This window comes from Pseudomonas sp. B21-021 (assembly GCF_024749205.1).
Classification (GTDB): Bacteria; Pseudomonadota; Gammaproteobacteria; order Pseudomonadales; family Pseudomonadaceae; genus Aquipseudomonas; species Aquipseudomonas paraglycinae.
The window spans coordinates 4,016,973-4,042,681 of sequence record NZ_CP087192.1 but is presented as its reverse complement, the minus strand read 5'-3'; the positions used below and the strand labels follow the sequence as shown (position 1 = coordinate 4,042,681).

The following is a 25,709-nucleotide window of genomic DNA, read 5'->3' as shown; positions in this document are numbered from 1 at the left end:
TTTTTGGGAACAGTCTCAGCGAGCACCCGGCCAGCCAGCCTTTTCGAGGGCCGCGAGCAGGGTGGCGGCATCCAGCCCCGGCACCGAATGCCCGTTGCCTTCGGTGCTGTCGCTGGCCAGCAAGGCGTTGATGATCGCTTCTTCCACCGCCTCGGTTGCCGCCAGGAACAACTCGCTGATGTGATCGTTGTTGACCATCCGCAAGCCGTCGCAAGTCGATGCACCTTTGCCTTCGTAAGCGGCGGGCGGGATATGACCGTTGCCGGTGGCGAAGGCGATGAAGATGTCACCGCTGTGATCCTCATTGCCGCCACCGGTGCGCGCCAGACCGAGGCTCGCCCGTTGCGCCAGTCGCGTGCATTGATGTGGCAACAGCGGTGCATCGGTGGCGAGAGCCACTACGATCGAGCCCATGCCCGGATGCGGCAACGAAGCCCGCAGGAACGGCGAGTCCACCTGTTCCATGTAGCGCCCGACCGGGTAGCCGTCGACCCGCAACTCGCTGCGAATCCCGTGGTTGGCCTGCACGATTGCGCCTACTGTCCAGCCGCCCTGAGCCTTGCTCAAGCGGCGCGACGCGGTGCCGATCCCGCCCTTGAATTCATGGCAGATCATGCCGCTGCCACCGCCCACCGCGCCTTCCTGCACCGGGCCGTCAGAGGCGTTGCACATCGCTTCGGCCACATGCTTGGGCTTCACATGAAAGCCGTTGATGTCGTTGAGCAAGCCATCGAAGGTTTCCAGCACCACCGGCATGTTCCAGTAGAGCCGACCGTCGTCCGGTTGCTGCGCGCGATCCAGTTCGATCAAGGCATCGCGCACCACGCCGAGGCTGTGAGTGTTGGTGAAGGCGATCGGGCTGGTCAGCAGGCCGGCTTCGCGAATCCACTCCAGTCCTGTGGCATCACCGTTGCCGTTGAGTACGTGGACGCCGGCGAAACACGGTTGTGCGTTGGTCGAACCGGCGCGGGGTTCGATCAGGGTGACGCCACTGCAGATGTCACGACCGCTGGCGCTGCGGCCGCGCACGTTGCTGTGGCCGACCCTTACGCCGGGTACGTCGGTGATGGCGTTGAGCGGGCCGGGTTGCAGTTGACCGATGCGGATATGGAGATCGCGGGCACGTGGTTTCATTGATGTTCTCTCTGTTGAAGGCAGTGATTCGAAGGGTTGTTACTGACCGTTCTTGACCTTGCTCCACACCCGCGTACGCACCCGTTCGGTGGCTTTGGGCAAGGGTTCGAGGGTGTACAACGTGGCCATCGCCGTGGCTGACGGGTACACCGCCGGGTTGTCGCGGGTGGCCTGGGCAACCAGCGCCGTGGCAGCGCGGTTGCCGTTGGGGTAAGACAGGTGATCGCTGACCGGCGCAATCACATCGGGCCGCAGCAGGTAGTCGATGAACGCCAGGCCTTGGGCCGGATGCGGTGCGTCCTTGAGCAAGACCAGCGTGTCGAACCACACCGGCGCGCCTTCTTTCGGCAGGCTGTACTGAATCTTCACGCCGTTGCCGGCCTGCTCGGCGGTGGTCTTGGCTTCGAGCATCGCGCCGGACCAACCGACCGCCACGCAGATGTTGCCGTTGGACAGATCACTGATGAATTTCGAGGAGTTGAAGTAGGCAATGTGCGGGCGCAGTTTCAGCAGCAGCGCTTCGGCTTTCTGATAGTCCTCGGCGTTGGTGCTGTTCGGCGGCAGGCCGAGATAATGCAGCGCGACCGGGAGCATTTCCGACGGCGAGTCGAGCATCGCCACACCGCATTCGCCGAGCTTGGCCAGGTTCTCTTCCTTGAACACCAGGTCCCACGAATCCACCGGGGCCTTGTCGCCCAGCACGGCGCGCACCTTGTCGACGTTGTAGCCGATGCCGTTGGTGCCCCACAGATACGGCACGGCGTACTGGTTGCCGGGGTCGTTATTGGCCAGTTTGTTCAGCAGGTCGTTGTCGAGGTTCTTCCAGCCCGGCAGTTGATCGCGGGGCAGCGGGGCGAGGGCGCCGGCCTTGATCAGGGTCGGCAGGCTGAAGTTGCTCGCCACCACCACGTCGTAGCCGCTGCGACTGGTCATCAGTTTGCCTTCCAGCACTTCGGCGCTGTCGAAGGTGTCGTAGACCGGTTCGATACCGCTGTCACGCTTGAAATCATGCAGGGTGTTCGGGCCGATGTAGTCGTACCAGTTGTAGACATGCACGCTCGGCGCATCGGCCGCCTGCGCACTCAGCGCCGCGGACAAAACGCCCATCAGACCCAGGTTGATATACCCACGATGACCACGCATGATGCGGCACTCCTGGCCTGTTGGCAGGCCGGTGATGAACAGGAGTGGTCAGCCTATCGGGCGGGCCGCGCCGCACCCATTCCCATCATGGGTTACTCAAAAGGGGTAGAGCGTGGACGCGTTGCTGCAGGAATTGCCGGTGCATCAGAGCCTGTCGCGAGTGTTCGCCACGGTGGGGCAGGACGGTTTCTGGCGGGCGCTGGTCGATACGCTGCGGTTGCTGGTGCCGTTGGACAATGCGCTGGTGGCGGTGATGCAGACGGGGCGGCCGCCGCAATTGCTGATCGACTTCGACAGTCAGGGCCGTGCCGACGAGCAGGAAGAACTGGCCGGTTACTGTGCCGGCATGTACCTGCTTGATCCGTTCTATCAGGCCGCCGTCGCCGGGGTTGCCGACGGTTTGCACAGCCTCGCGTCGGTTGCGCCGGACCAGTTTCTGCACAGCGAGTACTACCAGAGTTACTTCCGCTCGGTGGTCGGCGCGGATGAGCTGCAATTTCTGGTCAACCTCGACGACGGCGTGCTCGGCTTGTCGATGGGCCGCTCGACGGCGTTCGGTTTGCAGGAGCAGGGGCGCCTGCTCTGCGTGCGGGATTGGGTGCTGTCAGCGATGCGTCGACATGTGCAGTTGATGCCGCCGCAAGGCGCGGCGGTCGAGGCGCCAGTCGGCGATATTGCGGCGCTGCTCGACCGCTTCGACGCCCGGCTGACCGTGCGCGAAATCGACACGGCGCGCCTGATTCTCCAGGGCTTTTCCAGCAAGGCCATCGCCCAGCACATGCACATTTCGCCGGAGACCGTGAAGGTGCACCGGCGCAATCTCTATCACAAGCTCAACGTCACCGGGCATGGCGAGTTGTTTGCGCTGGTGTTGCGGCCGCGCTGACCGGAATCAGCGGATCTGCTTGAACAGCAGCGCCTTCAGACCGCTTTCCGGGTCGATATCCGGAAACTCCGGCGGGTTCTCCAGCCGTTGCTCGAAGCGCAGGCTCGGTGCTTCCTGGGGCACGCCGTCGATCAGGAAGTCGGAACCGAACGAAGGATCGTTCATGCAGGCCAGCACCGTGCCCTGCGCCGTCAGCAGTTCCGGCAGACGGCGCAGCACGCGCTGGTAATCTTTGGTCAGCAGAAAACTGCCTTTCTGGAACGACGGCGGGTCGATGATCACCAGATCGTATGGGCCGCTGTTGATCACCTTGCCCCAGGATTTGAACAGGTCGTGGCCGAGGAAGCTCACCTTGCTCAGGTCATGCCCGTTCAGTCGGTGATTGTCGCGGCCCCGGCTCAGCGCGGCGCGGGACATGTCGAGGTTGACCACGTGGCTGGCGCCACCCTCGATGGCCGCCACCGAGAAGCCGCAGGTGTAGGCGAACAGGTTCAACACCCGTTTGCCCGCCGCTTGTTCACGCACCCAGTTGCGCCCGTAACGCATGTCGAGGAACAGCCCTGCGTTTTGCTTGCGGCCCAGATCCACGCGGTATTTCAGCCCGCCCTCGACGATGGTCATTTCGTCGATTTCTTCACCCAGCAGCCATTCGGCGGTGCTTTGCGGCAGGTAACGGTGCTGGATCAGCAAAGTGTGGGCGCCGGACTGCTGCCATGGCGCCGAACCGGTGATCTCCAGCAGCAGGCGCTTGAGGTCTTCCAGCTGCGAAGCCTCGGGCTCCTTGAACAACGACACCAGCACCACGCCTTGCAGCCAGTCCACGGTGACTTGCTCCAGCCCCGGCCAGCAGCGCCCACGCCCATGGAACAGGCGCCGGGTTTCGGCCGGTGCCGAAGTCAGCGCGGTGAGCAGGTGAGCATGGAGAACGGCGAGGGCTTGAGGGTTCATCAATCAGGATCGGCCAGCAAAAGGGCGCGCATTTTAACCGCAATTACGCGCCGGCGACTGCCCGTCGAACGGGTGTTATCGAAAAGACCTGTATCAAAAATGAATTTCTGTAGAAGGCGCTGCTCATACCAGATAAGCGCGGGATCAAGCCGCTAAATCGTTCATGCAATTCAGGGAGTGCCAGTTCATGTGTCCAATTCCGACGTCGAGCGCGCACCTTCCTGGCGGGTTGATTCTGGTAGTCGAGGACGATCCGTTGATTCTGGAGTTTCTGTGCGAAATTCTTCAGGAGGAAGGTTTCAAGGTCGAGCCGCAGACCAGTGCCGATGCGGCTTCGCAATATCTGGAGAAGCACGCGCCGGAAGTCGCGTTGCTGCTCACCGACATCACCATGCCCGGCACCCTTAATGGCGCGGACCTGGCCAATCTGGTCGGCGAGCGCTGGCCGGACAAACCGGTGATGGTCATGTCCGGTTATGAAACACCGGAAACCTCGGGCGTGAAGCATCCGGTGGCGTTCATCAAGAAGCCGTGGGCCATCGGCCAGTTGCTCGACTGTGTGGACGGTGCGTTCAAGTCCAAGGCGCCGCGTCTGCACTGAAGCGTCCCGCAAGTGCTACATTGCCGGGCATCGTTGCCCGGCCCCTTGCGAGGAAGTGATCTTTTGTCTGCTCACGATGCTGTTTTCAACCGCGCGTTCGGCGCGTTCCTGTTCGACATGGACGGCACCGTCCTCAACTCCATCGCTGCCGCCGAGCGGATCTGGTCCGCCTGGGCCGTGCGCCACGGGGTGAACGTCGAGACGTTCCTGCCGACCATCCACGGCGTGCGCGCCATCGACACCATCACTCGCCTGAACCTGCCGGGCGTGGACGCCGAGGCGCAAGCCGCGTTCATCACCGAGGCGGAAATCGAAGACGTCGAAGGCATTGTCGAGATCCCCGGCGCAGCGGCGTTTCTCAAATCGTTGCCGGCGGATCGCTGGGCCATGGTGACCTCGGCGCCACGGGATCTGGCGTTGCGTCGGATGGCCGCAGCGGGGATTCCTGAGCCGGCGGTGATGATCACCGCTGAAGACGTGACCGCCGGCAAACCGGATCCGGCCGGTTATCGACTGGCGGCCAAACGCTTGGGCCTTGAGCCGGCGGACTGCCTGATTTTCGAAGACGCCACCGTCGGCATTCAGGCCGCTGAAGCCGCCGGTGCGCCGTTGATGATCATCACCACGACCCACCAGCATCCGCTTGAAACCGCGCACGCGACCATCGCCAGCTACCGCGATGTTGCGCTGAGGATCGACAGCGACGGCCAGTTGCGCCTGCAACCTCAATAAACCCCGGGCAACAAGCGCCAGCTGCGGGCGCAATAGGCGTCGTATTCGGCGCCGAACTGCGTGCGCAGCAGGGCCTCTTCGGAGTGGATGCGGGCGATCAGCGGGATCAGCGTCAGCGCCGCCAGCAACAGGCCCACCACCGAGCGAAACGCCAGGGCCCAACCGATCGCATTGATCACCAGCCCCAGATAACTGGGGTTGCGCAGATGCCGGTAGATGCCTTCGGTCACTAGCCGATGTCCCGGCTGAATCGCCACCAGCCCGCTGAACCGATGGCCCAGCACAAACACCGGCCATAAACGCAATCCGCCGCCGACGATAAACAGCAACGCGCCCAGCCAACGGGTACCTTCGCGGCCGACGGTCCAGAAACCGATGCGGTCGCAGTAAGCCGGCAGAAAGGCACTGACCAATCCAATGACCGCGAACGCCGGAATCACCCAGCGATTGGCCCGGTCCTCGCGCTCGCCGGTGCTCAGGTTCACTTCCGTAAACAACGACGCCACCACCATGGCCAGCGTGGCCAGGGCCACCACGACCAACGCGCCGTGAGAAAAAAACACCGCCACGCCACCAATGCCCCACATCGCCAGGCCCAGATAGGCGAGGGTGGCGAGCACTGCGACCACGGTCATTTGCGCAGACATTTTCATAGGCACCTCACAGCTGTTCCGTTCAGTGTAGATCCCGGCACGATCCCCGGCGTTTAACCGCCGGCAGGGGCGTGGACTAAACTTCAGGCAGAGACGTTCCGATCATCCGATCCGCCGCTTCGGGAGTCCGCCATGCTGCACGTCCGCACGCCGCTGATCCTCCATCCGACCCTGTCGACCGCGTCCCGGCGCATCTGGCTGAAGCTGGAAAACCTGCAACCGTGCGGCTCGTTCAAGTTGCGCGGGATGGGCTTGTTGTGCAGTCAGGCAGCGGCGCAGGGCAAGCGCAAGGTCGTGTGCCCGTCCGGCGGCAATGCCGGGCTGGCCACGGCGGTGGCAGCGGTCAGCCTCGGCCTGCAAGCCTGCATCGTGGTGCCGCACACCACACCGGAAGCGACCCGCGCACGTATTCGCCGCACCGGCGCGGAGGTTATCGTCCACGGCAAAGTCTGGGACGAAGCCAATCAGAGGGCCCGGGAACTGGCCAGCGCGGCAGACACCGAATACGTGCCGGCCTTCGACCACCCGGTACTGTGGGAAGGGCACAGCTCGATGGTCGACGAAATCCTCGACGACTGCCCGCAGGTCGATACCGTGGTCACATCGGTCGGCGGCGGTGGTTTGCTGGCGGGCATCCTCACCGGGCTGCTGCGCCATGACCGCCGAGACTGCCGCATCGTCACCTGCGAAACCACTGGCGCCGCCTCGTTCGCTGCGGCCGTCCAGGCCGGTCACCCGGTGCGCCTGAGCCGCATCGACACCGTCGCCACCTCCCTCGGCGCCGCGCAGGTGGCGGCTTGGCCGGTAGAGCATATCGGCGAGTTCGATCATGAATGTCTGGTGCTGTCGGATGACGACGCGATCATGGGCGTGGTGCGTTATGCCAGTGATTTGCGGCAATTGGTGGAGCCTGCGTGCGGGGTTTCGCTGGCGGTGGCGTACCTTGATCATCCGGCGCTGGCGGGGGCTCGGGATGTGGTGGTCATTGTTTGTGGTGGGGTGAGTATCAGTGCGCAGTTGGTGGCGGGGTGGGCGCGGTTGGGGGCTTGAGCGAAAGTGGAGGTTATTACTCTTCGACCAATAGTCAGCACCACCGCCATTCCCGCGAGAGAGGTCTATCCTAGGCGGAGCCCTTTTTCGTGCCTACGGTGACCCGCGATGATCAATCTGGCCACGGCCCATCTGCTCACGGACTACAAGACCTGGGCCAATCAGCGTCTGTTCGACAGCCTGCAAGCGCTGCCGGCGGGGGAGACGACGAGGGAGCGCAAGACGGTTTTCAAGAACATGATCGGTACGCTGAACCACATCTACGTGGTCGACCGGATCTGGCAGGCGCACCTCGAAGGGCGCGAGCACGGTTTCACGACGTCCCATGATCTGGTGCACGCCGACCTCGGCGAGTTGCGCCAGGCCCAGCAGGAAGTCGACGGCTGGTATCGCACCTGGAGTGCGCAGCAGACCGAAGCGTCGCTGAACCGCTCGATCGATTTCAAATTCGTCTCCGGCGATGGCGGCACCATGAACGCCGGGGCGATCCTGATGCACGTGATCAACCACAACAACTACCACCGTGGCTGGGTTGTGCAGATGTATTTCGAGATCCCGCAGATGCCGCCGATGACCGACCTGCCGGTGTATCTGCGCGAGGTCGATCCGGGGTTCAAGCCGGTCAGTGCGCCTGCGGCGGAAGAGGCGCCGACATGTGATGGGCAATCAGCGAGCGCAACCAGCGTTCCGCCGGATCGTTGTCGTTGACCCCGTTCCAGACCATCGACAGCTCCGACGGCACGATGTCGAACGGCGGGTCGTCGGCGCGCAACACACTGCTGCCTTCGACCAGCGCGCAGGCGGCGAAGTCCGGCACGGTGGCGAGCATGTCGGTGCCGGCCAGAATCGCCCGCAGCGGGGCGAATTGCGGCACCGCCAGCACCACGCGACGCGCGCGGTTGATCCGCGCCAGGTCGTTGTCGATGGCACCGCCCAGATCCCCGGAAAACGACACCAGCGCATGGGGCCGTTCGCAGTATTCGTCGAGGGTCAGTGCGCCGGGACGATCATCGCCGCGCAGGATCTTGCAGCGCAGGTCCCGCAGCTTTTTGCGTTTGGCATTGGCCGGCAATTCGGTGGTGTAGCTCACGCCGACGGAAATCTCCCCGGACGCCAGCATCGACGACATCAGCAGGAAATTCACCCGGCGAATCACCACCACCACGTCCGGCGCTTCCTCGCGCAATTGCTTGAGCAGCGGCGGCAGCAGGCCGAACTCGGCGTCGTCCGACAGACCGATGCGAAATACGTCGCGGCTGCTCAGCGGGTCGAAATCCTTGGCCCGGCTGACCGCACCGGAAATGGTGTCCATCGCCGGCTGCAATTCCTTGAGGATCGCCAGCGCCCGCTGGGTCGGCTCCAGCACGCGGCCGTTGCGCACCAGCAACGGGTCGTCGAACAGGTCGCGCAGTTTCGCCAGTGAAGCACTGACGGCGGGCTGGCCGAGGAACAGTTTTTCCCCGGCGCGGGTCAGGTTCTTTTCGAACATCAGGGTTTCGAAAATCACCAACAGGTTCATGTCCACGCGACGCAGGTCATTGCGGTTCATGCCGGAAGGCTCGCTGGTTTTTTGAGTCTTCTCAGTAAAGCAGCAAAGTCTTGGGCTGTCGGGTCACTGGGCGGGATCGACCCCGGTCAAAACCTTGCGAAACGTTTCCACCAGCGGCCGCAGGTTGATCCGGTGCCACGCTGCCCACAACGGCGTGGTGAACGCCAGCCACGGCACTTCCCGCAGCACCACGCCCGGCGGCGCGTTATGGCTCAGACCTTTCTGGATCATCGCGATCCCCAGTCCCGACGCCACCAGCCCCAACGCGGTAAACGGCTCGGTGGCCTGCATCCGTACATCCGGGGTGAAACCTGCGCGGATGCAGGCGCTGACGAATTCATCGTCAGCGCCTTGGCGAGGCTGCACGCCGATCCATTCCTGATCGGCCAGATCCGCCGGGGTCAGCGATGGCAGTTGGTTCAGCGGGTGATGTTCCGGCAGCGCCAGCAGCATCGGGTCGTCCAGCACCTGAAAGCCCAGCAGGTCGGGGTCGTCGATCGTCGGCGGCTCACTGACCAGCGCGATATCGAGGCTACGCTGACGCAGGCCTTCCAGTTGTTCGGCGGAGCTTAAGTTGTACAGCGCGACATGCACGTTGGGCCGATCGACTCGCAGCACGCGCAAGGCGTTGGGCAAGACCCCGGCGTGCATGGCGTTCTCGATGTAGCCGATGCACAGGCCGCCTTCTTCGCCACGGCCCAGGCGTTTGCCGAGGGATTCCAGGCGATTGGCGTGGGTCAGCAGGGCGCGGGTTTCGGCGAGAAAGGTCTGGCCGTCGCGGGTCAGGCGGATGCGCTGCTGGCTGCGTTCGAACAGGGTCAGGCCCAGACGTTCTTCGAGCTGGGCGATCTGCCGGCTCAGGGGCGACTGGGAAATGTGCAGGCGCTCGGCGGCGCGGCCGACGTGTTCTTCCTCGGCGACGGCGACGAAGTAGCGCAATTGGCGGATGTCGATCATGTCAGACCTTAAGGGACTCAAGTGCTGCGGATTATGTCTTGGACGGTCTGAGTGGCGCAATCTAGGATCTGCTCAACGGTCAACACCGACCACGACTTACGAGGACAGCATCATGAGCTTGAAAGACAAACTCCCCGGCCAACTCGGCTTCGGCACCGCGCCACTGGGCAACATGTTCCGCGCCATTCCTGAAGAGGAAGCGCAAGCCACCGTGCATGCGGCGTGGGAGGCCGGCGTGCGTTACTTCGACACCGCGCCGTTCTACGGCTCGGGCCTGTCGGAAATCCGCCTCGGCGAAGCACTGTCCCGCTACAAGCGCGACGACTATGTGCTCAGCACCAAGGTCGGCCGGGTGATTCTCGATGAAGTCGAAGACGCCGCCGCCCGGGATCTGGGCGAGAAAAGCGGGGTGTTCGAACACGGCCGCCCGAACAAGATCGTCAACGACTACAGCGCCGACGCCACATTGCGTTCGATCGAAGACAGCCTCAAACGTCTGAAAACCGATCGCCTCGACATCGTCTGGGTCCATGACATCGCTCAGGATTTCTACGGCGACCAATGGCTCGAGTACTTCAATCAGGCCCGCACCGGCGCCTTCAAAGTCCTGACCCGCCTGCGTGAAGAAGGCGTGATCAAGGGCTGGGGCCTGGGCGTGAACAAGGTCGAACCGTGCGAGTTGACGCTGGACCTGACCGAGGCGCAGCCTGACGGCTTCCTGCTGGCCGGCCGCTACACCTTGCTCGACCACGACCGCGCCTTGCAGCGCCTGATGGATTCGGCGCGGGCGCAGAACGTTGAAATCGTCGTCGGTGGCCCTTATAGCTCGGGGATCCTGGCCGGCGGCGCGCACTTCGAATACCAGAAGGCCAGTCCTGAAATCGTTGCCAAGGTCGAGCAGATCAAACGCATCGCCGCGACACACGGCGTCGATGTCAAATCGGCTGCACTACAATTCTCGCTGGCCAATCCGGCCGTGGCGGCAGTGATTCCCGGCGCGAGCAAACCGGGGCGGATCGCTGAAGATGTGGCGGCGCTGTCGGCGGTCATTCCGGCCGGTTTCTGGCAGGCCATGCGTGAAGCGAAACTGGTGTCCGAACGTGCACCATTACCCATCGACGAGGTGAAAGCATGAAGATCGATCTGAGCGGAAAACTGGCGATTGTCAGCGGCAGCACGGCGGGCATCGGTTTGGGCATCAGCCAGTCGCTGGCCGAGGCGGGTGCCACGGTGGTGGTGATCGGTCGCGATTCGGCCAAGGTCGAACAGGCGCTGGCAAGCATTCGAGACAAGGTGCCGGGCGCGCAACTGCGCGGTCTGACGGCGGATCTGGGCACGGCCGAAGGCGCGCAGAATCTGTTCGCCGCCGAACCGAAAGCCGACATCCTGGTGAACAACCTCGGCATCTACAACGCCGTGGACTTCTTCGACGCGCCGGACGATGAGTGGACGCGCTTCTATGAAATCAACGTGATCTCCGGCGTGCGCCTGTCGCGGCATTACGTGCCGGCGATGGTCGATCAGGGCTGGGGCCGGGTGATCTTCCTGTCTTCGGAATCCGGCGTGGCCACCCCGGCGGACATGATCAACTACGGCGTGACCAAAAGCGCCAATCTCGCGGTGTCCCATGGCCTGGCCAAACGCCTGGCGGGCACCGGGGTTACGGTCAACGCGATCCTGCCGGGGCCGACCTTCACCGACGGTGTCGAGGAAATGCTCAAGGATGCCGCCGCCGAGTCTGGCCGCAGCCTGCGTGACGAAGCCGACGCCTTTGTGCGCCGGGCCCGTCCGAGTTCGATCATCCAGCGCGTCGCGGATGTCGAAGAAGTCGCGCACCTGGTTACCTACATCGCTTCACCGCTGTCTTCGGCCACCACCGGCGCCGCTTTGCGGGTCGATGGCGGCGTAGTCGACAGCCTGACAATCTGAATTTATCGAGAGAGACTTTTTATTTATGGCAACAGCATCAGCAACGATCGACATCCCGGCTTCGGCCGATCAGGTCTGGCAATTGATTGGCGGCTTCAACACCTTGCCGGACTGGCTGCCGTTCATTCCCAACAGCGAACTGAGCGAAGGCGGGCGCGTGCGCACTTTGCAAACCGCTGACGGTGCAGTGGTGGTCGAGCGTCTGGAAACGTTCGATAACGCGGGCAAAACCTACAGCTATTCGATTCTGCAGGCACCGTTTCCGGCCACCGATTATCTGGCGACGATTCGTGTGGAAGCCCAGGGGCAGGGCGCGAAGGTGACGTGGTCGGGACGCTTCACGGCCAAGGGCGTGAGCGATGAGGAAGTGGTGGCGCTGTTCAGCGGGATCTATCAGGGTGGCCTCGAAGCGCTGCGCGCTAACTACCCCGCTTAAGTTGATGATCGTTCCCACGTCGAGGCGTCGAACCGTCCGCGTGGGAATGCAGCCCTGGACGCTCCGCGTCCCTTCCAGAGCTGGAACGCGGAGCGTCCCTTGAGGCATTCCCACGCAGAGCGTGGGAACGATCTATCTCAAGATTGTGAAATCAGGCTCTGCCGACAATCCAGCACCAGCTTCGCCCCGCCCAGATCGCTGCGTCCCACCTCAAGACTGAACCCGTGCAGGTTGACGATCGCCGCGACGATCGACAGTCCCAGGCCAAAGCCATTCTGCAGTTGCCCGCCCTCGGCGCGATAGAAGCGCTGGAACACCGCCTCCCGTTCCGACTCGGGAATGCCCGGCCCGGAATCGTGCACTTCGATCCGCGTATGTCCCGCATCATTGACCCCGCGCAACACCACCGTGCCACCGGCCGGGGTGAACTTGATCGAGTTGCTCAACAGGTTCGCCAGCGCTTCAAACAGCAACGCCCGATCACCGTTCAGCATGGGTAGGGTTTCCGGCATGTTCAGCTCGAAACGCAGCTCGTCGTCTTCAGCCAGCGGCAGATAGAACTCGTGCAGTTCCTGCAGCAACAACACCGGATCGAGCTCGACAAACCCCGAACGCCGCTGACGATCCTCCAGTTCGGAAATCCTCAGCAACCCGCGAAACCGCGCCATCAGCGTATCGGCCTCGGCCAGCACCAGATCCAGTTGCGCCGCTTCCGGCGAGCCTTCGCCAGCCTGCTGTTGCATGCGATACAACTGCGCGCGCAAACGGGTCAGCGGGGTGCGCAGGTCATGGGCGATGTTGTCGCACACGCCTTTGACTTCATTCATCAGGCGCTCGATGCGATCAAGCATGGCGTTGACGATGGCGGCGAGCATGTCCAGTTCATCGCGGCGATTGGACAGCGGCAAACGGTGCGTCAGGTCGCCAGCGACAATCGACTGGGCGCTGGCCTGGATCGCCCGGATTCGCCGCAGCGGCCGACGACGCAGCAAATGCCAGCCGATGATTCCCGGCACAATCGTCAGCGAAACGCCCCAGAGCAAGGCATGCAGAATGATCTTCGTCACCGCGAACAGCGAACCGTTGTCGCGCAACAGCACCAGCCAGCGGCCGTCGCGGGTCGGGGTGGCTACCGCGTCGCAGCTGTCGGTGGGCAGGGTCGGGTCGTCGGAGTCGGCGCATTCGCTGAGCATGTGGATCTTGCCGTCCAGCGGCAGGCCCTCGGGGATTTTCTGCAACGCGCCACCGAGGTAGCGGTGCTGGGCGTCAAACAGGCCGTATGCGTCGATGCCGCGAATGTCGAAGGTCATGCTGGCGGCGAGCGCGTCTTCCAGCTGATCGCCGCGAAAGTGCGAAAACAGATGCTGACGTTGCATCAGCGAGTGTTTGGCCAAATTGTCGAGATAACCGGACACCTCGAAGTACATGACCCCCATGAGGATCGCACTCCAGGCCACGAACAACGAACTGTACAGCGCCAGCAAACGGCTGCTGGAAGAGCGCCAACCGTCAGACGGGTTCGGCAATGACATAACCCGAGCCTCGCACCGTGCGGATCAGCGGGACATTGCCCGGCGGGTCGATCTTCTTGCGCAGGCGGCCGATGTGCACGTCGATCAGGTTGGTGCCGGGGTCGAAGTGATAGCCCCAGACCTCTTCGAAAATCATCATCCGCGACAGGATCTGGCCGCTGTTGCGCATCAGGAATTCAAGCAACTTGTACTCGGTCGGCAACAGCGTCAGCACCTGCTCGGCGCGGCGGGCTTCGTGGCTGATCAGGTCGAGTTGCAGATCCGCCACCTGCAACGTGGTCGGCTGGGCGCCGTTGCTGTTCTGGCGACGCAGCAATACTTCGACCCGGGCAGCCATTTCATCGGTCGCGAACGGTTTGGTCAGGTAATCATCGCCGCCGGCGCGCAAGCCGCGCACACGCTCGTCGACATCGGAGAGGGCGCTGATCATCAGGATCGGCGTCGCCACGCCCATGGTGCGCAGGGTGGTGACGATGGCCAGGCCATCAAGCTCCGGCAGCATGCGGTCGAGGGTAATCAGGTCGTAGTTGCCGCTGACAGCGCGGTCCAGGCCTTCACGGCCGTTGTCGACCCAGTCCACGTCGAGGCCGTGGCTGCTCAGTTCGGCGACAATTTCCCGGGCGGTCACGGCGTCGTCTTCGATGGTGAGGATGCGAGTCATGGTGGGCCTGCTGGTCTGTTCAAACGCAATGGCAGCATTTTGCCAAGATTTTGCGCGGGCGCTTTAAATTAACTTTCATGTTTTAGCCGTCGTTAGTCGCCGTCGCCGAATTATTTTGTGAAACGTTGATATCATCTGGCCACATTTTTCAAGGAGTGATGCCGTGAGCCGGTTGATTCGTGGTGGCTGGATGCCGATGGCCGGGATGTTGCTGGCGCTGCTGAGTGCTTCGGCACTGGCCGCCAACACCCCGTGTTCCGGGAAGAAGGGCGGCATCGCTCGCTGCGACGGCGATCTGTTCCTGTGCAATGACGGCTCCATCAGCGGCTCGAAAAAGAGCTGCGCTGCCATGTTCGGCAGCCGCGAACAGGCGCGACCGCAGCAATTTCTGCAAAGCAACGATGGGTGTGATTGCGGCACCGGCTCGTTCTGCACCGGGCCGCGCGGCGGCGTGTATTGCCTGACTCCGAGTGGCAAGAAAAGCTACAAACGCAAATGACCGGGGTTTTGTGCCAATGCATAAAACCCGCTGTTATCGACCCGTTGTTGCAATTTGCATGGTCCTAGGAAGTTCAGACTTTTTAACTGATTGAATTCAAACGATTTATTTAATGTTGGCGACTGGCACGGTCACTGCAATTCCTCTGATGACGAGTTGTAACACCATTTTTCATGCCTGGAGCACTACAACAATGAATAGATCCTCTGATGGGTTTTATCCTGCCTACGAAGGAGAGTCGAGCAACGTCTCAGGGGTGTCCTGGGGCGCGATCTTCGCAGGGGCTGCCGCTGCAGCGGCACTGTCGCTGATTCTGGTGCTGTTGGGTTTCGGTCTGGGCTTTTCCGCTGTTTCACCGTGGGCCGGGGAGGGCGTCAGCGCCAAGGGCCTGGGCATTTCAACGATCATCTGGCTGGCCGCCACACAAATCATCGCCTCGGGACTGGGTGGCTACATCGCCGGTCGCCTGCGGGTGAAATGGGCCAACATGCACGGTGACGAGGTGTATTTCCGCGACACCGCTCATGGCTTCCTCGCCTGGTGTGTGGCGACGCTGGTCACCGCGACGCTGGTGGTTGGCTCGGTCAGCAGCATCGTCAGCGGTGGTGTACAGGCCGGTGCAAGCGTTGCCGGTGGCGCAGCCAGTGCGATGACACAAGCAGCCGGCACTGCAGCGGCCAACACTGACAGCGATCAGTACGGCTACTTCGTCGACAGCCTGTTCCGCGACGATCGTCCCGCCGCCGTCAGCGATGACGCCGCTCGTGGCACCGTGACCCGAATCTTCGCCCAGAGCCTGGCGAACGGTCAGCTCAGCGCCGAAGACCGCACCTACCTAGCGCAACTGGTCGCTCAGCGTACCAACCTGACCCAGGCCGACGCCGAACGTCGGGTCGATGAAATCTACGCCCGCACCCAGAAGGCAATCGCCGACGCCAAGGTTAAAGCGCAACAAGCCGCCGACACTGCCGCCAAAGTCGCTGCCCTGACCTCGCTGTGGATGTTCATCGCGCTGCTGGCCGGTGCGTTCTTCGCCAGCCTTTCGGCCACCTTCGGCGGTCGCCGCCGGGATGCGGTCGAGTACGTCGAAGTCGAAACCTACACCACGACCACGCTGCCGCCAGTCCGTTAATCAAGGAGAACCACCATGCGCTCACTACTGCTGTTTTTCCTCGGCGTTCCAATCCCGATCATCATCCTGATCGCCCTGTTCGTGCACTGATTCCTTGAGGCACATGCCTTGGCCGCTTCCACCTTCGGGTTGAAGCGGCTTTTTCGTCGAGCATGGGCGGACGATCTAACCAACGTTAGCGTAGTGCTTTGAGAGGGCATACCGAGGAGAGTTGAGTGCCCAATCGTAATGCCCTCTCAACTCTGAGCGCATGGCATTAAGAAAATGAAGACATTGCAGGCTTGCATGCTGGCTGCAAGTTTGTTCCAGGTGTAAAAATTCCGCCATCAGTTTGTTATGGCTATCAGCTGCGAAGTTTATGGCGTCCTGTGCATCAAGTCCTTTGTGGAAAATTAGAGTGGCAGGGTAGTTGAGAGATAATGTATGAGGCTCGTCCCGTTCCTTTGGAAAAGAAAAAATGTCATTGCAATACGCCGTCAAACTGGTAGTTATTGCAATCAGTTTGCGAATTTCTTTGCTTTGGTATTCTTCAGAAGGTACTTCGCTTTGCATTGCTACGTCTTGAAGTGCAAGTCCAAGGGGTGTGGCTGTCGTAAATTTTCTTCCACTAAGATATTCGTTCGGTGTTGGGAGTTTATTTGCCTGGTGCCACCCGGCCTCCCATATAAGACCGAGGAAATAGTAGCTGGCTGCTTCAGCGCAGCGCATATATTGAGTGGCTGAGCAAAAATTTTCTAAACGCTCCCATAGATCAGCAGTTGCGTCTCCCAAAGTATTCAAAAGCGCTATTTGATCCGATGGGTAAATCGAAAAGTCGAAAGTTTTTCTGTCGAATGTTCTTGGTGCGTCCATTATTTCACGCAGCCAAAGCTTAACGCGGCAAAGCTCTGCAGGTTGTTTTCCGAGAAAACCACAGTCAGCAATGATGTCGTCGATAACGAAAAGCCATCCGAATACATAGGTTATGAGTTGCAATCCATCAGCTGTGGCGTTGGGATATTCTCTCGCGGCAAATTCACCGAAGCGACCATGGTGAACGGCAAATGCAAGTTTTTCATTTTCTAGTAATTTGTGCAGGGACAACCACTCGATCATTTGTGTATCGACTAATTCTGCTGACGGATGTTTTTCGGATGGGAAAGGATAATTCAGGAAAGGGAAATCAAGATGGTTTTTTGTCGAGAACATAACGCGCGGCCCCTTGAAGTTATCATTGTCGATGGATAATTTTTATAGTTAATAACCAATACGACGCTGCCGTATTGCGAAACTTTGCAGTGCTAGATCAAAATCCTCACGGCTGAAGTCTGGCCAGTAAGCAGAGCAAAAGTGCAGTTCGCTATATGCGCATTGCCACAGCATAAAGTCGGAAAGACGTTGCTCTCCTGAAGTTCTAATTACCAAATCCGGATCGGGATTTGCTGCGCTGTATAAGTTATTTTTTATTTCATCGATTGAGATTTTATAGTTCGGCGTCCTTGGCGAGTTTTTATGAATGCGTGTAGCCAGTATTTCTTGAAGTGCGTGAATGATTTCCAGTTTTCCGCTATATGCCACGCCTATGTTGACGCGAGTTCCACTGATTGTTCGGGTGCTTGATTCCGCATCAGAGATGATCTTGATCAATTTTTCTGGAAGAACACTTTTCTCGCCAAAAAAAGTCAAACGCCATTTGCGGCTGTCGACGAGTTGCTCAATCACTTCGGCGATGGTTGTCAGTAGATCCTCAACTTCGGAAGGTTCACGTTTCAAATTGTCTTTAGAGAGAGGCCATAATGTAACCAGGGGAATGGAGTTTTCTTCACACCATGAAAGCAGCCTGTGTACTGCCTCACCTCCTTTGCGATAACCCTCTCGCGTGGACACTCCATTCGCTCGTGCCCAGCGTCTGTTTCCGTCGAGAATGACTGCCAGATGCTGAAGCCGCTGATTGGTTGAGTTGAGAGAAAGATTCAAAATTTCTGAAGGCTTTTGGCTCGCAGTATTCATCATCGATCGTCCTTGATTTCTGTCTTGTCCAGGTGGGACGAGGAGGTTAGGCGCCACTCAGGATGCGGGATTTTCAAAAAGTGCATAACTGTAAGAAATACCAATCTTTTATATCGTTATTGACTAAAGAAGACGTGATTTGAACCTTTTTTGATAGATGTCGTGATGTCTTGGTCAGCTGATACGAATCGCGGGGATAACAAATTATCCCGCGTGCATCTGAGGTTTTTGCTTTCTGGTAGGTAAGCGGCGATTATCTCGCGGCAGAAGTGGGATGGCCGTTTCTGTCTTTTATTTAAGGATGAAGACGTTGGACAAGAAGGAAATCAAACGCCAGCTGGATGAGATGCTCGATGCAGGACGCTCGAAAAACGAAACCTTCAAGGCGTTTTCCGGTGGAGCGGTCAAGGATCGGGTCCTGGCTTACTGGATCGGTTCGCGAATTGACCCTCAGCTGCGCCGGCAGCATGCGCGCAAGGTCACGATCCTGATCGTCCTGACCTGTATTCAGGCACTGCTCGGCGCGCTCGCCGGTTTTTTCATGGGGCTGGACATCGGTGTCGGATTTGCCCTGGTATTCACGCTGATCGCCGCCGGTATTCCGCTGCTGTTTGCCTGGGGCTTCTATAAATATTCCGCTCAGGCTTACACCATTTACGTGATCCTCACGCTCAGTCAGATTTCTCGCCTGTTCAAAGGCTATTCCGAGGATCCGGTATCCACCCTGATCGGTGCAGGCCTGACCTTGGCGATGGTGTTTTTTGTGGCGTGGCTGAAAACCAAACTGTTCCCCGATCTTGGTTTCATCGGGTCGAAAAAGATCAAGGGCCAGTTCGTCTTCTCCAACTGATCGGCGGCAGAACCGCACAGTCATTTCCATGGCCTGGATCAATATTCGTCGGCGCAATATCCCCTACCGTGAAATTTCCAGGCCCTTGCCGCTGGATCGACTACATTGCTTGCGCGCACTTTGCTGCGCGAGCGGAACCAACCTGCCGGCCCGATAGAGAGCGATAAACCCCACGAGCCGGCGAGGTGTAGTGCAGCAAGGAGCTGTTTCAACCTCACCTGAACCTTTTCACGGATGATCATCGCAATGCACTGCCTAGAAAGAACCTTCGATATCCAGCCTTTGGCGCAGGCGGATATGACTGTCCACATCAACGGCCAGCCGGTCACCGCCGCCATCGGCGAAACCGTGCTCAGCGTCATCCAGTCCCTCGGCGTGCGCCAGGTCGCGCGCAACGATCACAACCAGATCACCGGTGCCTATTGCGGCATGGGCGTGTGCCAGTGCTGCCTGGTGAAAATCAACGGCCGGCACAAACGCCGCGCCTGCCAGACCGTGGTGCGCGAGGGCATGCTGATCGAAACCCAGGCCAACCGTATTCACGGGCAGGAGGTGGTATGAGCCTGCATCCGGTGATCGTCGGCGGTGGCCCGGCGGGAATGACCGCGGCCATCGAACTGGCCCTGCACGGGGTGCGCTGCACCTTGCTCGAAGAGGCCTCGCGTTTGGGTGGCGTGGTCTATCGCGGGCCGCTGCGTGACGGTGTGCAGCTGGATTATCTGGGGCCGCGCTATTCCGAGGCGTTGGGCAAACTGCACGGTGATTTCCAGGAGCAGTCCGGGCTGATCGACGTGCGCCTCAACCATCGCGTGGTCGGCGCCGAAGGCACGCGCTCGCTGGTGGTGCTGGACGGTGACGAGCGTCTGCACGAAATCGAATACCCGCAGCTGCTGCTGGCCGCCGGTTGCCATGAACGCAGCGTGCCGTTTCCCGGCTGGACCTTGCCCGGCGTGATCATGCTCGGTGGTCTGCAATTGCAGATCAAAAGCGGCGTAGTCAAACCGCAGGGGCCGGTGGTGATTGCCGGCACCGGGCCGTTGTTGCCGCTGGTGGCGACTCAGTTGCATGCGTCGGGCGTGAGCGTGGCCGGGGTCTACGAGGCCTGCGCATTCGGCAAGATCGCCAAGGAAAGCCTGGCATTGCTGAACAAGCCGCAGCTGTTCCTCGATGGCTTGAGCATGCTCGCCTACCTGAAATTGCACGGCATCCCGATGAACTACGGCTGGGGCGTGGTCGAAGCGCACGGCGAAGGCGAACTGAAAAGCGTCAGCGTGGCGCCGTACTCGGCGACGTGGGAACCGGACATGAGCCGCGTCGAACGCTTCGAAGCAAAGACCCTCGCCGTCGGCTACGGCTTCATTCCGCGCACGCAACTGAGTCAGCAAATGGGCCTGGATCACGGCTTCAGCGACGACGGTTACCTGCGCGCCAACGCCAACATCTGGCAGCAAAGCAGCGAGCCGCATGTGCATCTGGCCGGTGACATGGGCGGGATTCGCGGCGGCGAAGCGGCAATGCTGGCCGGCAAGATCGCGGCGACCTCGATCCTGCTGCAACGCGGTGTGCTCGAAGAAGAGCTGGCGCGCGTCCGTCGCGACCGTTATCTGGGCAAACTCAAAGCCATCGTGCGTTTCCGCGCGGCGGTGGATCGCTACACCGAACGCGGCGTCGGACAGACCGCATTGCCGGCTGCCGACACGGTGATCTGCCGCTGCGAACACGCGACCCGCGCCGACATCGACCGCGCGCTGGAGCAGGGCGTGCAAGACATCGCCAGCCTGAAAATGCGCACCCGCGTGAGCATGGGCGACTGTCAGGGGCGGATGTGCGTCGGCTATTGCAGCGACCGCTTGCGTCAGGCCACCGGGCGCAAGGATGTCGGCTGGCTGCGGCCACGTTTCCCGATTGATCCGATTCCTTTTTCCGCGTTCCAGTCCCTCGGCACGGAGGCCGTTTCCCATGAGTAAGTTCTACGACGTGGTCATCGCCGGCGGCGGTGTGATTGGCGCGTCCATCGCCTATCAACTGTCCAAGCGCAAAGGGCTCAAGGTCGCGTTGATCGACGCCAAGCGCCCGGGCAACGCGACCCGCGCCTCGGCCGGTGGTCTATGGGCGATTGGCGAGTCGGTGGGCCTCGGTTGCGGGGTGATTTTCTTCCGCATGATGTCGGCCAACCGCAAGCGCGAAACCCAGGGCGCGGCGGTGGCGGTGGACTCCAGCACGCCGCACATCCTGCCGCCGTCATTCTTCGATTTTGCCTTGCAGTCCAACGCGCTGTACCCGGCGTTGCACCGTGAGCTGCGCGACAACCACGGGATGGATTTCAAGTTCGAAAAGACCGGGCTCAAATTCGTGATTTATGACGATGAAGACCGGTTGTACGCCGAGCATATCGTCGGCTGCATTCCGCACCTGGCCGATCAGGTTTGCTGGCTCGATCAGGCTGCATTGCGCGAGTCCGAGCCAAGCGTCAGCCATGAAGCGCGCGGCGCGCTGGAGTTTCTCTGCGACCATCAGGTCAGCCCGTTCCGCCTGGCCGACGCCTACACCGAAGGCGCCCGGCAGAATGGCGTGGACATGTACGTCAACACCAACATCACCGGAGTGCTGCATCACGGCACGCGGGTGACTGGCGTGCAAACGGCCGAAGCCGGGGTGTTTCACTGCAAGACCCTGATCAACGCCGCTGGCGCCTGGGCAGCGGACTTGAGCGAGTGGGCCACGGGCATCCGCATTCCGGTGAAACCGGTGAAAGGCCAGATCCTGCTGACCGAACGTTTGCCGAAAATCCTCAACGGTTGCCTGACCACCAGCGATTGCTACATGGCGCAGAAGGACAACGGCGAGATCCTGATCGGCAGCACCACCGAGGACAAGGGCTTCGACGTCACCACCACCTGGCCGGAAATCGCCGGGCTGGTGCAGGGCGCCGTGCGTTGCCTGCCGGAACTGGCGGACATCAACCTCAAGCGCACCTGGGCCGGGCTGCGGCCGGGCTCGCCGGATGAGCTGCCGATTCTCGGGCCGATGGCCGGGGTGGAGGGTTATCTCAACGCCTGCGGGCATTTCCGCACCGGCGTGCTGACGTCGGCGATCACCGGGGTGTTGCTGGACAAACTGGTCAACGATGAACCGCTGCCGCTGGACATCACGCCGTTTCTGGCGGACCGGTTTGAAGTGGCGCCCGTGCAGGAAGAGCGGGCGCTGGAGATGGCCTGAACCTGTGGGAGTTTCCCACCTGATCGTTCCCACGCTCTGCGTGGGAATGCCTCAAGGGACGCTCCGCGTTCCAGCTCCGGAACGGACGCGGAGCGTCCTGGGCTGCATTCCCACGCGGACGGTTCGACGCCTCGACGTGGGAACGATCAGCAAGAACTCAGGACTTGCCCGATTGTTCTTCCAGTTGATCCGACTCGAACAATCGGGCCAGTTCCGCCCGCGCTTCCTGAGCGGTCTGCAGCACTTTGGCCGCGTCGTCGTACACCGCGTGTTGAGCCTCGAGCACCTGTTCGTCATGGTGCTTGAAGCGCTTGATCCGCGCATCGGCCTGGGCCTGGGTCAGACCGAGGCCAACCAGCGTGCGGCGGCTCATTTCCAGACTTGAGTAATAGGTCTCCCGGATCGGATCGGCGCCGACATCCACCAACCGATGAACATGCTGCCGGTTACGCGCCCGGGCGATGATCTTCATGTGCGGGTAGAGCTTGCGCACGATCTCGGCGGTCTTGATGTTGGTCTCCGGATCGTCCGTGGCAATCACGAAATATTCCGCCTCACCGACCTTGGCCGCGCTTAGGATTTCCGGCCGCATCGGGTCACCGTAGAACACCGGCACACCACCGAAACTGCGCGACAGTTCAATGGTTTCCACCGAGGTGTCCAGCGCCACGAACTTGATGTTCTGCGCCCGCAGAATCCGCGCCACGATCTGACCCATCCGGCCCATGCCGGCAATCACCACCCGTGGGGTTTCGGTCTCGATCTGGCGGAATTTCTCCGGCACTTCCACCGGCTGCACCTTCGGGCTGACCAGTCGTGCGCAGATCAGCAGCAACAACGGCGTGACCGCCATCGACAGGGTGATGGTGAGTACCAGCAGGTCATACAGACGCGGTTCGAACAGGCCCTGATCGCGGCCGATCTTGAACACCACGAACGCAAATTCACCGCCCGCCGCCAGCACGATGCCGAGGCGAATTGCACTGACCTTGTTCAATCCACCGGCCAGACGCCCGACTACAAACAGCAGCGGCAACTTCAGGGCGATCAACAACAGCGTCAGTCCCAGCACCGTGATCGGCGCGCTGAGCAGCAGACTGAGGTTGGCGCCCATGCCGACGCTGATGAAAAACAGCCCCAGCAGCAGGCCCTTGAACGGCTCGATCTGCGCTTCCAGCTCATGGCGATATTCCGAATCCGCCAGCAGCAACCCGGCAAGAAACGCACCCAGCGCCATCGACACGCCAACCATATCCATCAGCCAAGCAGTACCGATCACCACCAGCAACGCGGTGGCGGTGGAGACTTCCGGCAGACCGGTTTTCGCCACTACGCGGAACACCGGACGCAACAGATAACGCCCGCCGATCACCACCACGGCGATACTGCCGAGCACCTGCAAACTGTGACGAATATCGTCGGCCGTGCTGGTGTGGTGATCGACGCCCGCGAGCATCGGCACCAGCGCGATCAACGGGATCGCCGCGATGTCCTGGAACAGCAGAATGGCAAACGCCAAGCGACCATGGGGGCTGGTCAGTTCCTTGCGCTCGGCGAGGCTTTGCAGGCCAAACGCGGTGGACGACAGCGCCAGACCCAGGCCCAAGACAATCGCGCTGTTCAACGGCTGGCCGAACACCGACAACGCCAGTACACCAATCACCGAACCGGTCAGCAGCACCTGCGCCAGACCCACGCCGAACACCGATTTGCGCATCACCCACAAACGTCGCGGCGACAGCTCAAGGCCGATGATGAACAGCAACAACACCACGCCCAGTTCCGAAATGTGGCTGACACTTTGCGGATTGCCGATCAGGCCCAGCACCGACGGGCCGATGATCACCCCGGCAAACAGATAACCGAGCACCGCGCCCAGTTGCAGGCGCTTGGCCAGGGGAACGGTGAGCACGGCGGCCAGAAGAAAGACGACGGCGGCTTGCAACAGATTGCCTTCATGGGGCATGAGTGGAACTCCAGTAACGCGGTACGGCGGGGGGCGACAAGGATAAAGGCTGAAATGATTGCAGATCTACCGCACAGCCTGCTTGAGCAGATGTGCTTCTGTAATAATTTGCATCAATTGGTTACATTTATAGCCTCAGCGAATCAATTCCTCCCGAGTCTTCCATGGCCATCAACTTCGACCTCAACGACCTGCAAGCCTTTCGCGCCGTGGTCGAGCAGGGCAGTTTCCGCAAGGCCGCCGACACCGTGCGCCTGTCGCAACCGGCCCTGAGCCGGCGCATCGAAAAGCTCGAAGACGCCCTCGGCGTGAAGCTGTTCGAGCGCACCACGCGCAAGGTCAGCCTGACCCAGGCCGGACGCGGTTTCATGCCCAGCGTCGAACGTTTGCTGGACGATCTGGACGTCGCATTGCTCGGCATCAGTGAAGTCGCCTCGAATCGGCAGGGCCACGTAACCGTCGCTTGCGTGCCGTCGGCGGCGTACTACTTCATGCCGAGCGTAGTCGCCCGTTATCACCAGCAGTTCCCGCGAATCAAAGTCAAAGTCCTCGATTCCAGCGCCCACGACGTGCTGAGCGCGGTGGTCAATGGCGAGGCGGATTTCGGTCTGAGTTTCATGGGCACCCAGGAGGCGGGTGTGGATTTCGAGCCGCTGGTGCAGGAGAGCTATGTAGTTGCCTGTCGCCGCGATCATCCGCTGGCGGGGCGCAGCAGCGTGACCTGGGACGAGTTCTACCAACAGGATTACATCTCGCTCGACAAGACCTCGGGCAACCGTTTTCTGCTGGATCAGGCCCTGGCCAAAGTGGTGCCGCAGCGCCCGAGCATCTGCGAGACGCGGCATGTGACAACCATGATCGGCCTGGTGGAAGCGGGGTTGGGTGTGGCGGCGGTGCCATTGATGGCGATGCCGGCGGCGGATCATCCGATCCTGACGCGGGTGCCGCTGACTGACCCGCAAGTGATGCGCAGCGTCGGCATCATCAAACGCCGGGGTCGTACGCTGACCCCGGCGGCACTGGAACTGGAGCGGCTGGTGGTGGAAATGAAAGTCCAGCCGCCGACGGTCAGCGCTTGACCGAATCCAGCCCGGTGGCCTGCACGTCAGCCTGGGCGGCAGGCGCGGCCAGATAAGCGAGCAACGCTTTCGCTTCCTCTGGATGCTGCGCACCCACCGGAATCCCCGCTGCAAACCGCGTGACGGACTGCACCGACTCCGGAATCTTCGCCACAAAACTCACCCCCGGCACCGGCAGCAATTCGCTGACCTGCTGGAAGCCCAGTTGATAGTCGCCAGTGGCGACCACCGAGCCCACCGGGATTTTCGGGATCATCTTCGCCTTGGGTTTCAGTTGATCTTCGATGCCGAGTTTCTTGAACAGTTGCTGCTCGATGTACACGCCGCTGGCGCTGTCGGAGTAGGCCACCGATTTCGCATCAAGCAGGGTTTTCTTCAGGGCATCGACGTTGCTGACGTCCGGTTTCGGCGAGCCTTCGCGCACCACCAGGCCGATTCGCGAGTCCGCCAGCTCCACCCGCGACGCCGGATCAACCTTGCCCTGCTTGATCAGATCATCGAGGGCGTAGCCGACCATGATCACCACGTCGGCCTTTTCACCACGGGCGAGGCGATTGGGGATTGCCTCCGGCGCCTTGCCCATCGACGGGCCGAGTTGGGTGTCCAGCGTGTTGCCGGTGGCGGCGGCGAATTTCGGCCCGAGGATCTTGTAGGCGGCAGTGAAACCGCCGGAGGTCATGACTCGCAGTTCTTCGGCCTGGGCCGCAACGTTGAACGCAAGACCGGCGAGCAGGGCTGTAACGGTAAACAGTTTTTTCATGGTG

The 25,709-nt window shown here is 61.1% G+C and carries 27 protein-coding genes; 15 read left to right on the top strand and 12 right to left on the bottom strand.

Going from position 1 to position 25,709, the window contains the following annotated elements; genetic code table 11:
* Nucleotides 1-15: 15 nt before the first annotated feature.
* Nucleotides 16-1,134, bottom strand: coding sequence for a P1 family peptidase (locus tag LOY31_RS18040; RefSeq protein ID WP_258711979.1), 1,119 nt, complete (start codon nt 1,132-1,134; stop codon nt 16-18).
* Between the two features lie 39 nt (nt 1,135-1,173).
* Complete coding sequence (locus tag LOY31_RS18035) at nt 1,174-2,277, bottom strand: polyamine ABC transporter substrate-binding protein (protein WP_085602617.1); 1,104 nt, start codon at nt 2,275-2,277, stop codon at nt 1,174-1,176.
* Nucleotides 2,278-2,389: 112 nt separating this feature from the next.
* Between LOY31_RS18035 and LOY31_RS18030 the strand changes: the two genes are divergently transcribed.
* Nucleotides 2,390-3,163 carry a helix-turn-helix transcriptional regulator gene (locus LOY31_RS18030; RefSeq protein ID WP_085602619.1) on the top strand — a complete coding sequence of 258 codons (774 nt, stop codon included), beginning with the start codon at nt 2,390-2,392 and terminating at the stop codon, nt 3,161-3,163.
* A 6-nt stretch (nt 3,164-3,169) separates the two neighbouring features.
* Here LOY31_RS18030 and LOY31_RS18025 read toward each other — a convergent pair whose 3' ends face one another.
* Nucleotides 3,170-4,111, bottom strand: a complete 942-nt coding sequence (locus tag LOY31_RS18025) for a class I SAM-dependent methyltransferase (protein WP_258711978.1) — start codon at nt 4,109-4,111, stop codon at nt 3,170-3,172.
* A gap of 187 nt (nt 4,112-4,298) precedes the next feature.
* Between LOY31_RS18025 and LOY31_RS18020 the strand changes: the two genes are divergently transcribed.
* Nucleotides 4,299-4,712 (top strand): response regulator, encoded by a 414-nt coding sequence (locus LOY31_RS18020; protein ID WP_085602624.1) that lies wholly within the window; start codon nt 4,299-4,301, stop codon nt 4,710-4,712.
* 63 nt (nt 4,713-4,775) lie between these two features.
* Nucleotides 4,776-5,444, top strand: a complete 669-nt coding sequence (locus LOY31_RS18015; protein WP_258711977.1) for an HAD family hydrolase — start codon at nt 4,776-4,778, stop codon at nt 5,442-5,444.
* Here the strand turns inward: LOY31_RS18015 and LOY31_RS18010 are convergent.
* Nucleotides 5,438-6,097 carry an isoprenylcysteine carboxylmethyltransferase family protein gene (locus tag LOY31_RS18010; protein WP_258711976.1) on the bottom strand — a complete coding sequence of 220 codons (660 nt, stop codon included), beginning with the start codon at nt 6,095-6,097 and terminating at the stop codon, nt 5,438-5,440. The genes LOY31_RS18015 and LOY31_RS18010 overlap by 7 nt on opposite strands.
* A gap of 132 nt (nt 6,098-6,229) precedes the next feature.
* Between LOY31_RS18010 and LOY31_RS18005 the strand changes: the two genes are divergently transcribed.
* Together LOY31_RS18005 and LOY31_RS18000 are read left to right on the top strand one after the other, a co-directional pair.
* The gene (locus LOY31_RS18005) at nt 6,230-7,147 is read left to right on the top strand and encodes a pyridoxal-phosphate dependent enzyme (RefSeq protein WP_085602631.1); all 918 of its coding nucleotides are present in this window, start codon (nt 6,230-6,232) and stop codon (nt 7,145-7,147) included.
* A gap of 108 nt (nt 7,148-7,255) precedes the next feature.
* Complete coding sequence (locus tag LOY31_RS18000; protein WP_085602633.1) at nt 7,256-7,855, top strand: DinB family protein; 600 nt, start codon at nt 7,256-7,258, stop codon at nt 7,853-7,855.
* Here the strand turns inward: LOY31_RS18000 and LOY31_RS17995 are convergent.
* Together LOY31_RS17995 and LOY31_RS17990 are read right to left on the bottom strand one after the other, a co-directional pair.
* Nucleotides 7,770-8,696: a LysR substrate-binding domain-containing protein gene (locus LOY31_RS17995; RefSeq protein WP_085602635.1), complete on the bottom strand. Its 927-nt coding sequence runs from the start codon at nt 8,694-8,696 to the stop codon at nt 7,770-7,772. The two genes, LOY31_RS18000 and LOY31_RS17995, sit on opposite strands and share 86 nt — an antisense overlap.
* A gap of 63 nt (nt 8,697-8,759) precedes the next feature.
* Complete coding sequence (locus LOY31_RS17990; protein ID WP_085602637.1) at nt 8,760-9,653, bottom strand: LysR substrate-binding domain-containing protein; 894 nt, start codon at nt 9,651-9,653, stop codon at nt 8,760-8,762.
* A gap of 112 nt (nt 9,654-9,765) precedes the next feature.
* Here LOY31_RS17990 and LOY31_RS17985 point away from each other — a divergent pair, with 112 nt between their 5' ends.
* Genes LOY31_RS17985 through LOY31_RS17975 form a run of 3 tightly spaced genes read left to right on the top strand, consistent with a single transcriptional unit; the run spans nt 9,766 to nt 12,018 of the window.
* Nucleotides 9,766-10,788: an aldo/keto reductase gene (locus LOY31_RS17985; RefSeq protein ID WP_258711975.1), complete on the top strand. Its 1,023-nt coding sequence runs from the start codon at nt 9,766-9,768 to the stop codon at nt 10,786-10,788.
* Nucleotides 10,785-11,582 (top strand): SDR family NAD(P)-dependent oxidoreductase, encoded by a 798-nt coding sequence (locus LOY31_RS17980; protein WP_258711974.1) that lies wholly within the window; start codon nt 10,785-10,787, stop codon nt 11,580-11,582. Before LOY31_RS17985 ends, LOY31_RS17980 begins: the two co-directional genes overlap by 4 nt.
* Nucleotides 11,583-11,607: 25 nt before the next feature.
* Nucleotides 11,608-12,018 carry an SRPBCC family protein gene (locus LOY31_RS17975; protein ID WP_102718238.1) on the top strand — a complete coding sequence of 137 codons (411 nt, stop codon included), beginning with the start codon at nt 11,608-11,610 and terminating at the stop codon, nt 12,016-12,018.
* Between the two features lie 137 nt (nt 12,019-12,155).
* Here the strand turns inward: LOY31_RS17975 and LOY31_RS17970 are convergent, their stop codons facing one another.
* Nucleotides 12,156-13,550, bottom strand: a complete 1,395-nt coding sequence (locus LOY31_RS17970; protein WP_085602644.1) for a HAMP domain-containing sensor histidine kinase — start codon at nt 13,548-13,550, stop codon at nt 12,156-12,158.
* Complete coding sequence (locus LOY31_RS17965; RefSeq protein ID WP_007952956.1) at nt 13,528-14,211, bottom strand: response regulator transcription factor; 684 nt, start codon at nt 14,209-14,211, stop codon at nt 13,528-13,530. The genes LOY31_RS17970 and LOY31_RS17965 overlap by 23 nt, the downstream gene beginning before the upstream one ends.
* 190 nt (nt 14,212-14,401) lie before the next feature.
* Here LOY31_RS17965 and LOY31_RS17960 point away from each other — a divergent pair, with 190 nt between their 5' ends.
* Together LOY31_RS17960 and LOY31_RS17955 are read left to right on the top strand one after the other, a co-directional pair.
* The gene (locus LOY31_RS17960) at nt 14,402-14,710 is read left to right on the top strand and encodes a hypothetical protein (protein WP_085605082.1); all 309 of its coding nucleotides are present in this window, start codon (nt 14,402-14,404) and stop codon (nt 14,708-14,710) included.
* A 193-nt stretch (nt 14,711-14,903) separates the two neighbouring features.
* Nucleotides 14,904-15,842, top strand: coding sequence for a hypothetical protein (locus LOY31_RS17955; protein WP_085602646.1), 939 nt, complete (start codon nt 14,904-14,906; stop codon nt 15,840-15,842).
* 165 nt (nt 15,843-16,007) lie between these two features.
* Here the strand turns inward: LOY31_RS17955 and LOY31_RS17950 are convergent, their stop codons facing one another.
* Nucleotides 16,008-17,030, bottom strand: coding sequence for a terpene synthase family protein (locus LOY31_RS17950; RefSeq protein WP_139834497.1), 1,023 nt, complete (start codon nt 17,028-17,030; stop codon nt 16,008-16,010).
* Between the two features lie 48 nt (nt 17,031-17,078).
* Nucleotides 17,079-17,834, bottom strand: a complete 756-nt coding sequence (gene uppS / locus LOY31_RS17945; RefSeq protein ID WP_085602648.1) for a polyprenyl diphosphate synthase — start codon at nt 17,832-17,834, stop codon at nt 17,079-17,081.
* A gap of 307 nt (nt 17,835-18,141) precedes the next feature.
* On the opposite strand from uppS, the gene LOY31_RS17940 reads away from it, so the two are divergent.
* From LOY31_RS17940 to hcnC, 4 genes are all read left to right on the top strand, one after another.
* Nucleotides 18,142-18,681, top strand: coding sequence for a hypothetical protein (locus LOY31_RS17940; RefSeq protein ID WP_085602650.1), 540 nt, complete (start codon nt 18,142-18,144; stop codon nt 18,679-18,681).
* 246 nt (nt 18,682-18,927) lie between these two features.
* Entirely contained in the window at nt 18,928-19,242 is a 315-nt protein-coding gene (gene hcnA, locus LOY31_RS17935) for a cyanide-forming glycine dehydrogenase subunit HcnA (protein ID WP_258711973.1), read from the top strand.
* Entirely contained in the window at nt 19,239-20,648 is a 1,410-nt protein-coding gene (gene hcnB / locus LOY31_RS17930) for a cyanide-forming glycine dehydrogenase subunit HcnB (RefSeq protein WP_258711972.1), read from the top strand. The genes hcnA and hcnB overlap by 4 nt, the downstream gene beginning before the upstream one ends.
* Nucleotides 20,641-21,900 (top strand): cyanide-forming glycine dehydrogenase subunit HcnC, encoded by a 1,260-nt coding sequence (hcnC, locus tag LOY31_RS17925; protein ID WP_221533736.1) that lies wholly within the window; start codon nt 20,641-20,643, stop codon nt 21,898-21,900. The genes hcnB and hcnC overlap by 8 nt, the downstream gene beginning before the upstream one ends.
* Before the next feature lie 157 nt (nt 21,901-22,057).
* Here hcnC and LOY31_RS17920 read toward each other — a convergent pair whose 3' ends face one another.
* Nucleotides 22,058-23,866 (bottom strand): monovalent cation:proton antiporter-2 (CPA2) family protein, encoded by a 1,809-nt coding sequence (locus LOY31_RS17920; protein ID WP_127798609.1) that lies wholly within the window; start codon nt 23,864-23,866, stop codon nt 22,058-22,060.
* 164 nt (nt 23,867-24,030) lie between these two features.
* Between LOY31_RS17920 and LOY31_RS17915 the strand changes: the two genes are divergently transcribed.
* The gene (locus LOY31_RS17915) at nt 24,031-24,945 is read left to right on the top strand and encodes a LysR family transcriptional regulator (protein WP_258711971.1); all 915 of its coding nucleotides are present in this window, start codon (nt 24,031-24,033) and stop codon (nt 24,943-24,945) included.
* Here LOY31_RS17915 and LOY31_RS17910 read toward each other — a convergent pair.
* Entirely contained in the window at nt 24,935-25,705 is a 771-nt protein-coding gene (locus LOY31_RS17910) for a substrate-binding domain-containing protein (RefSeq protein ID WP_258711970.1), read from the bottom strand. The two genes, LOY31_RS17915 and LOY31_RS17910, sit on opposite strands and share 11 nt — an antisense overlap.
* Between the last annotated feature and the right edge of the window lie 4 nt (nt 25,706-25,709).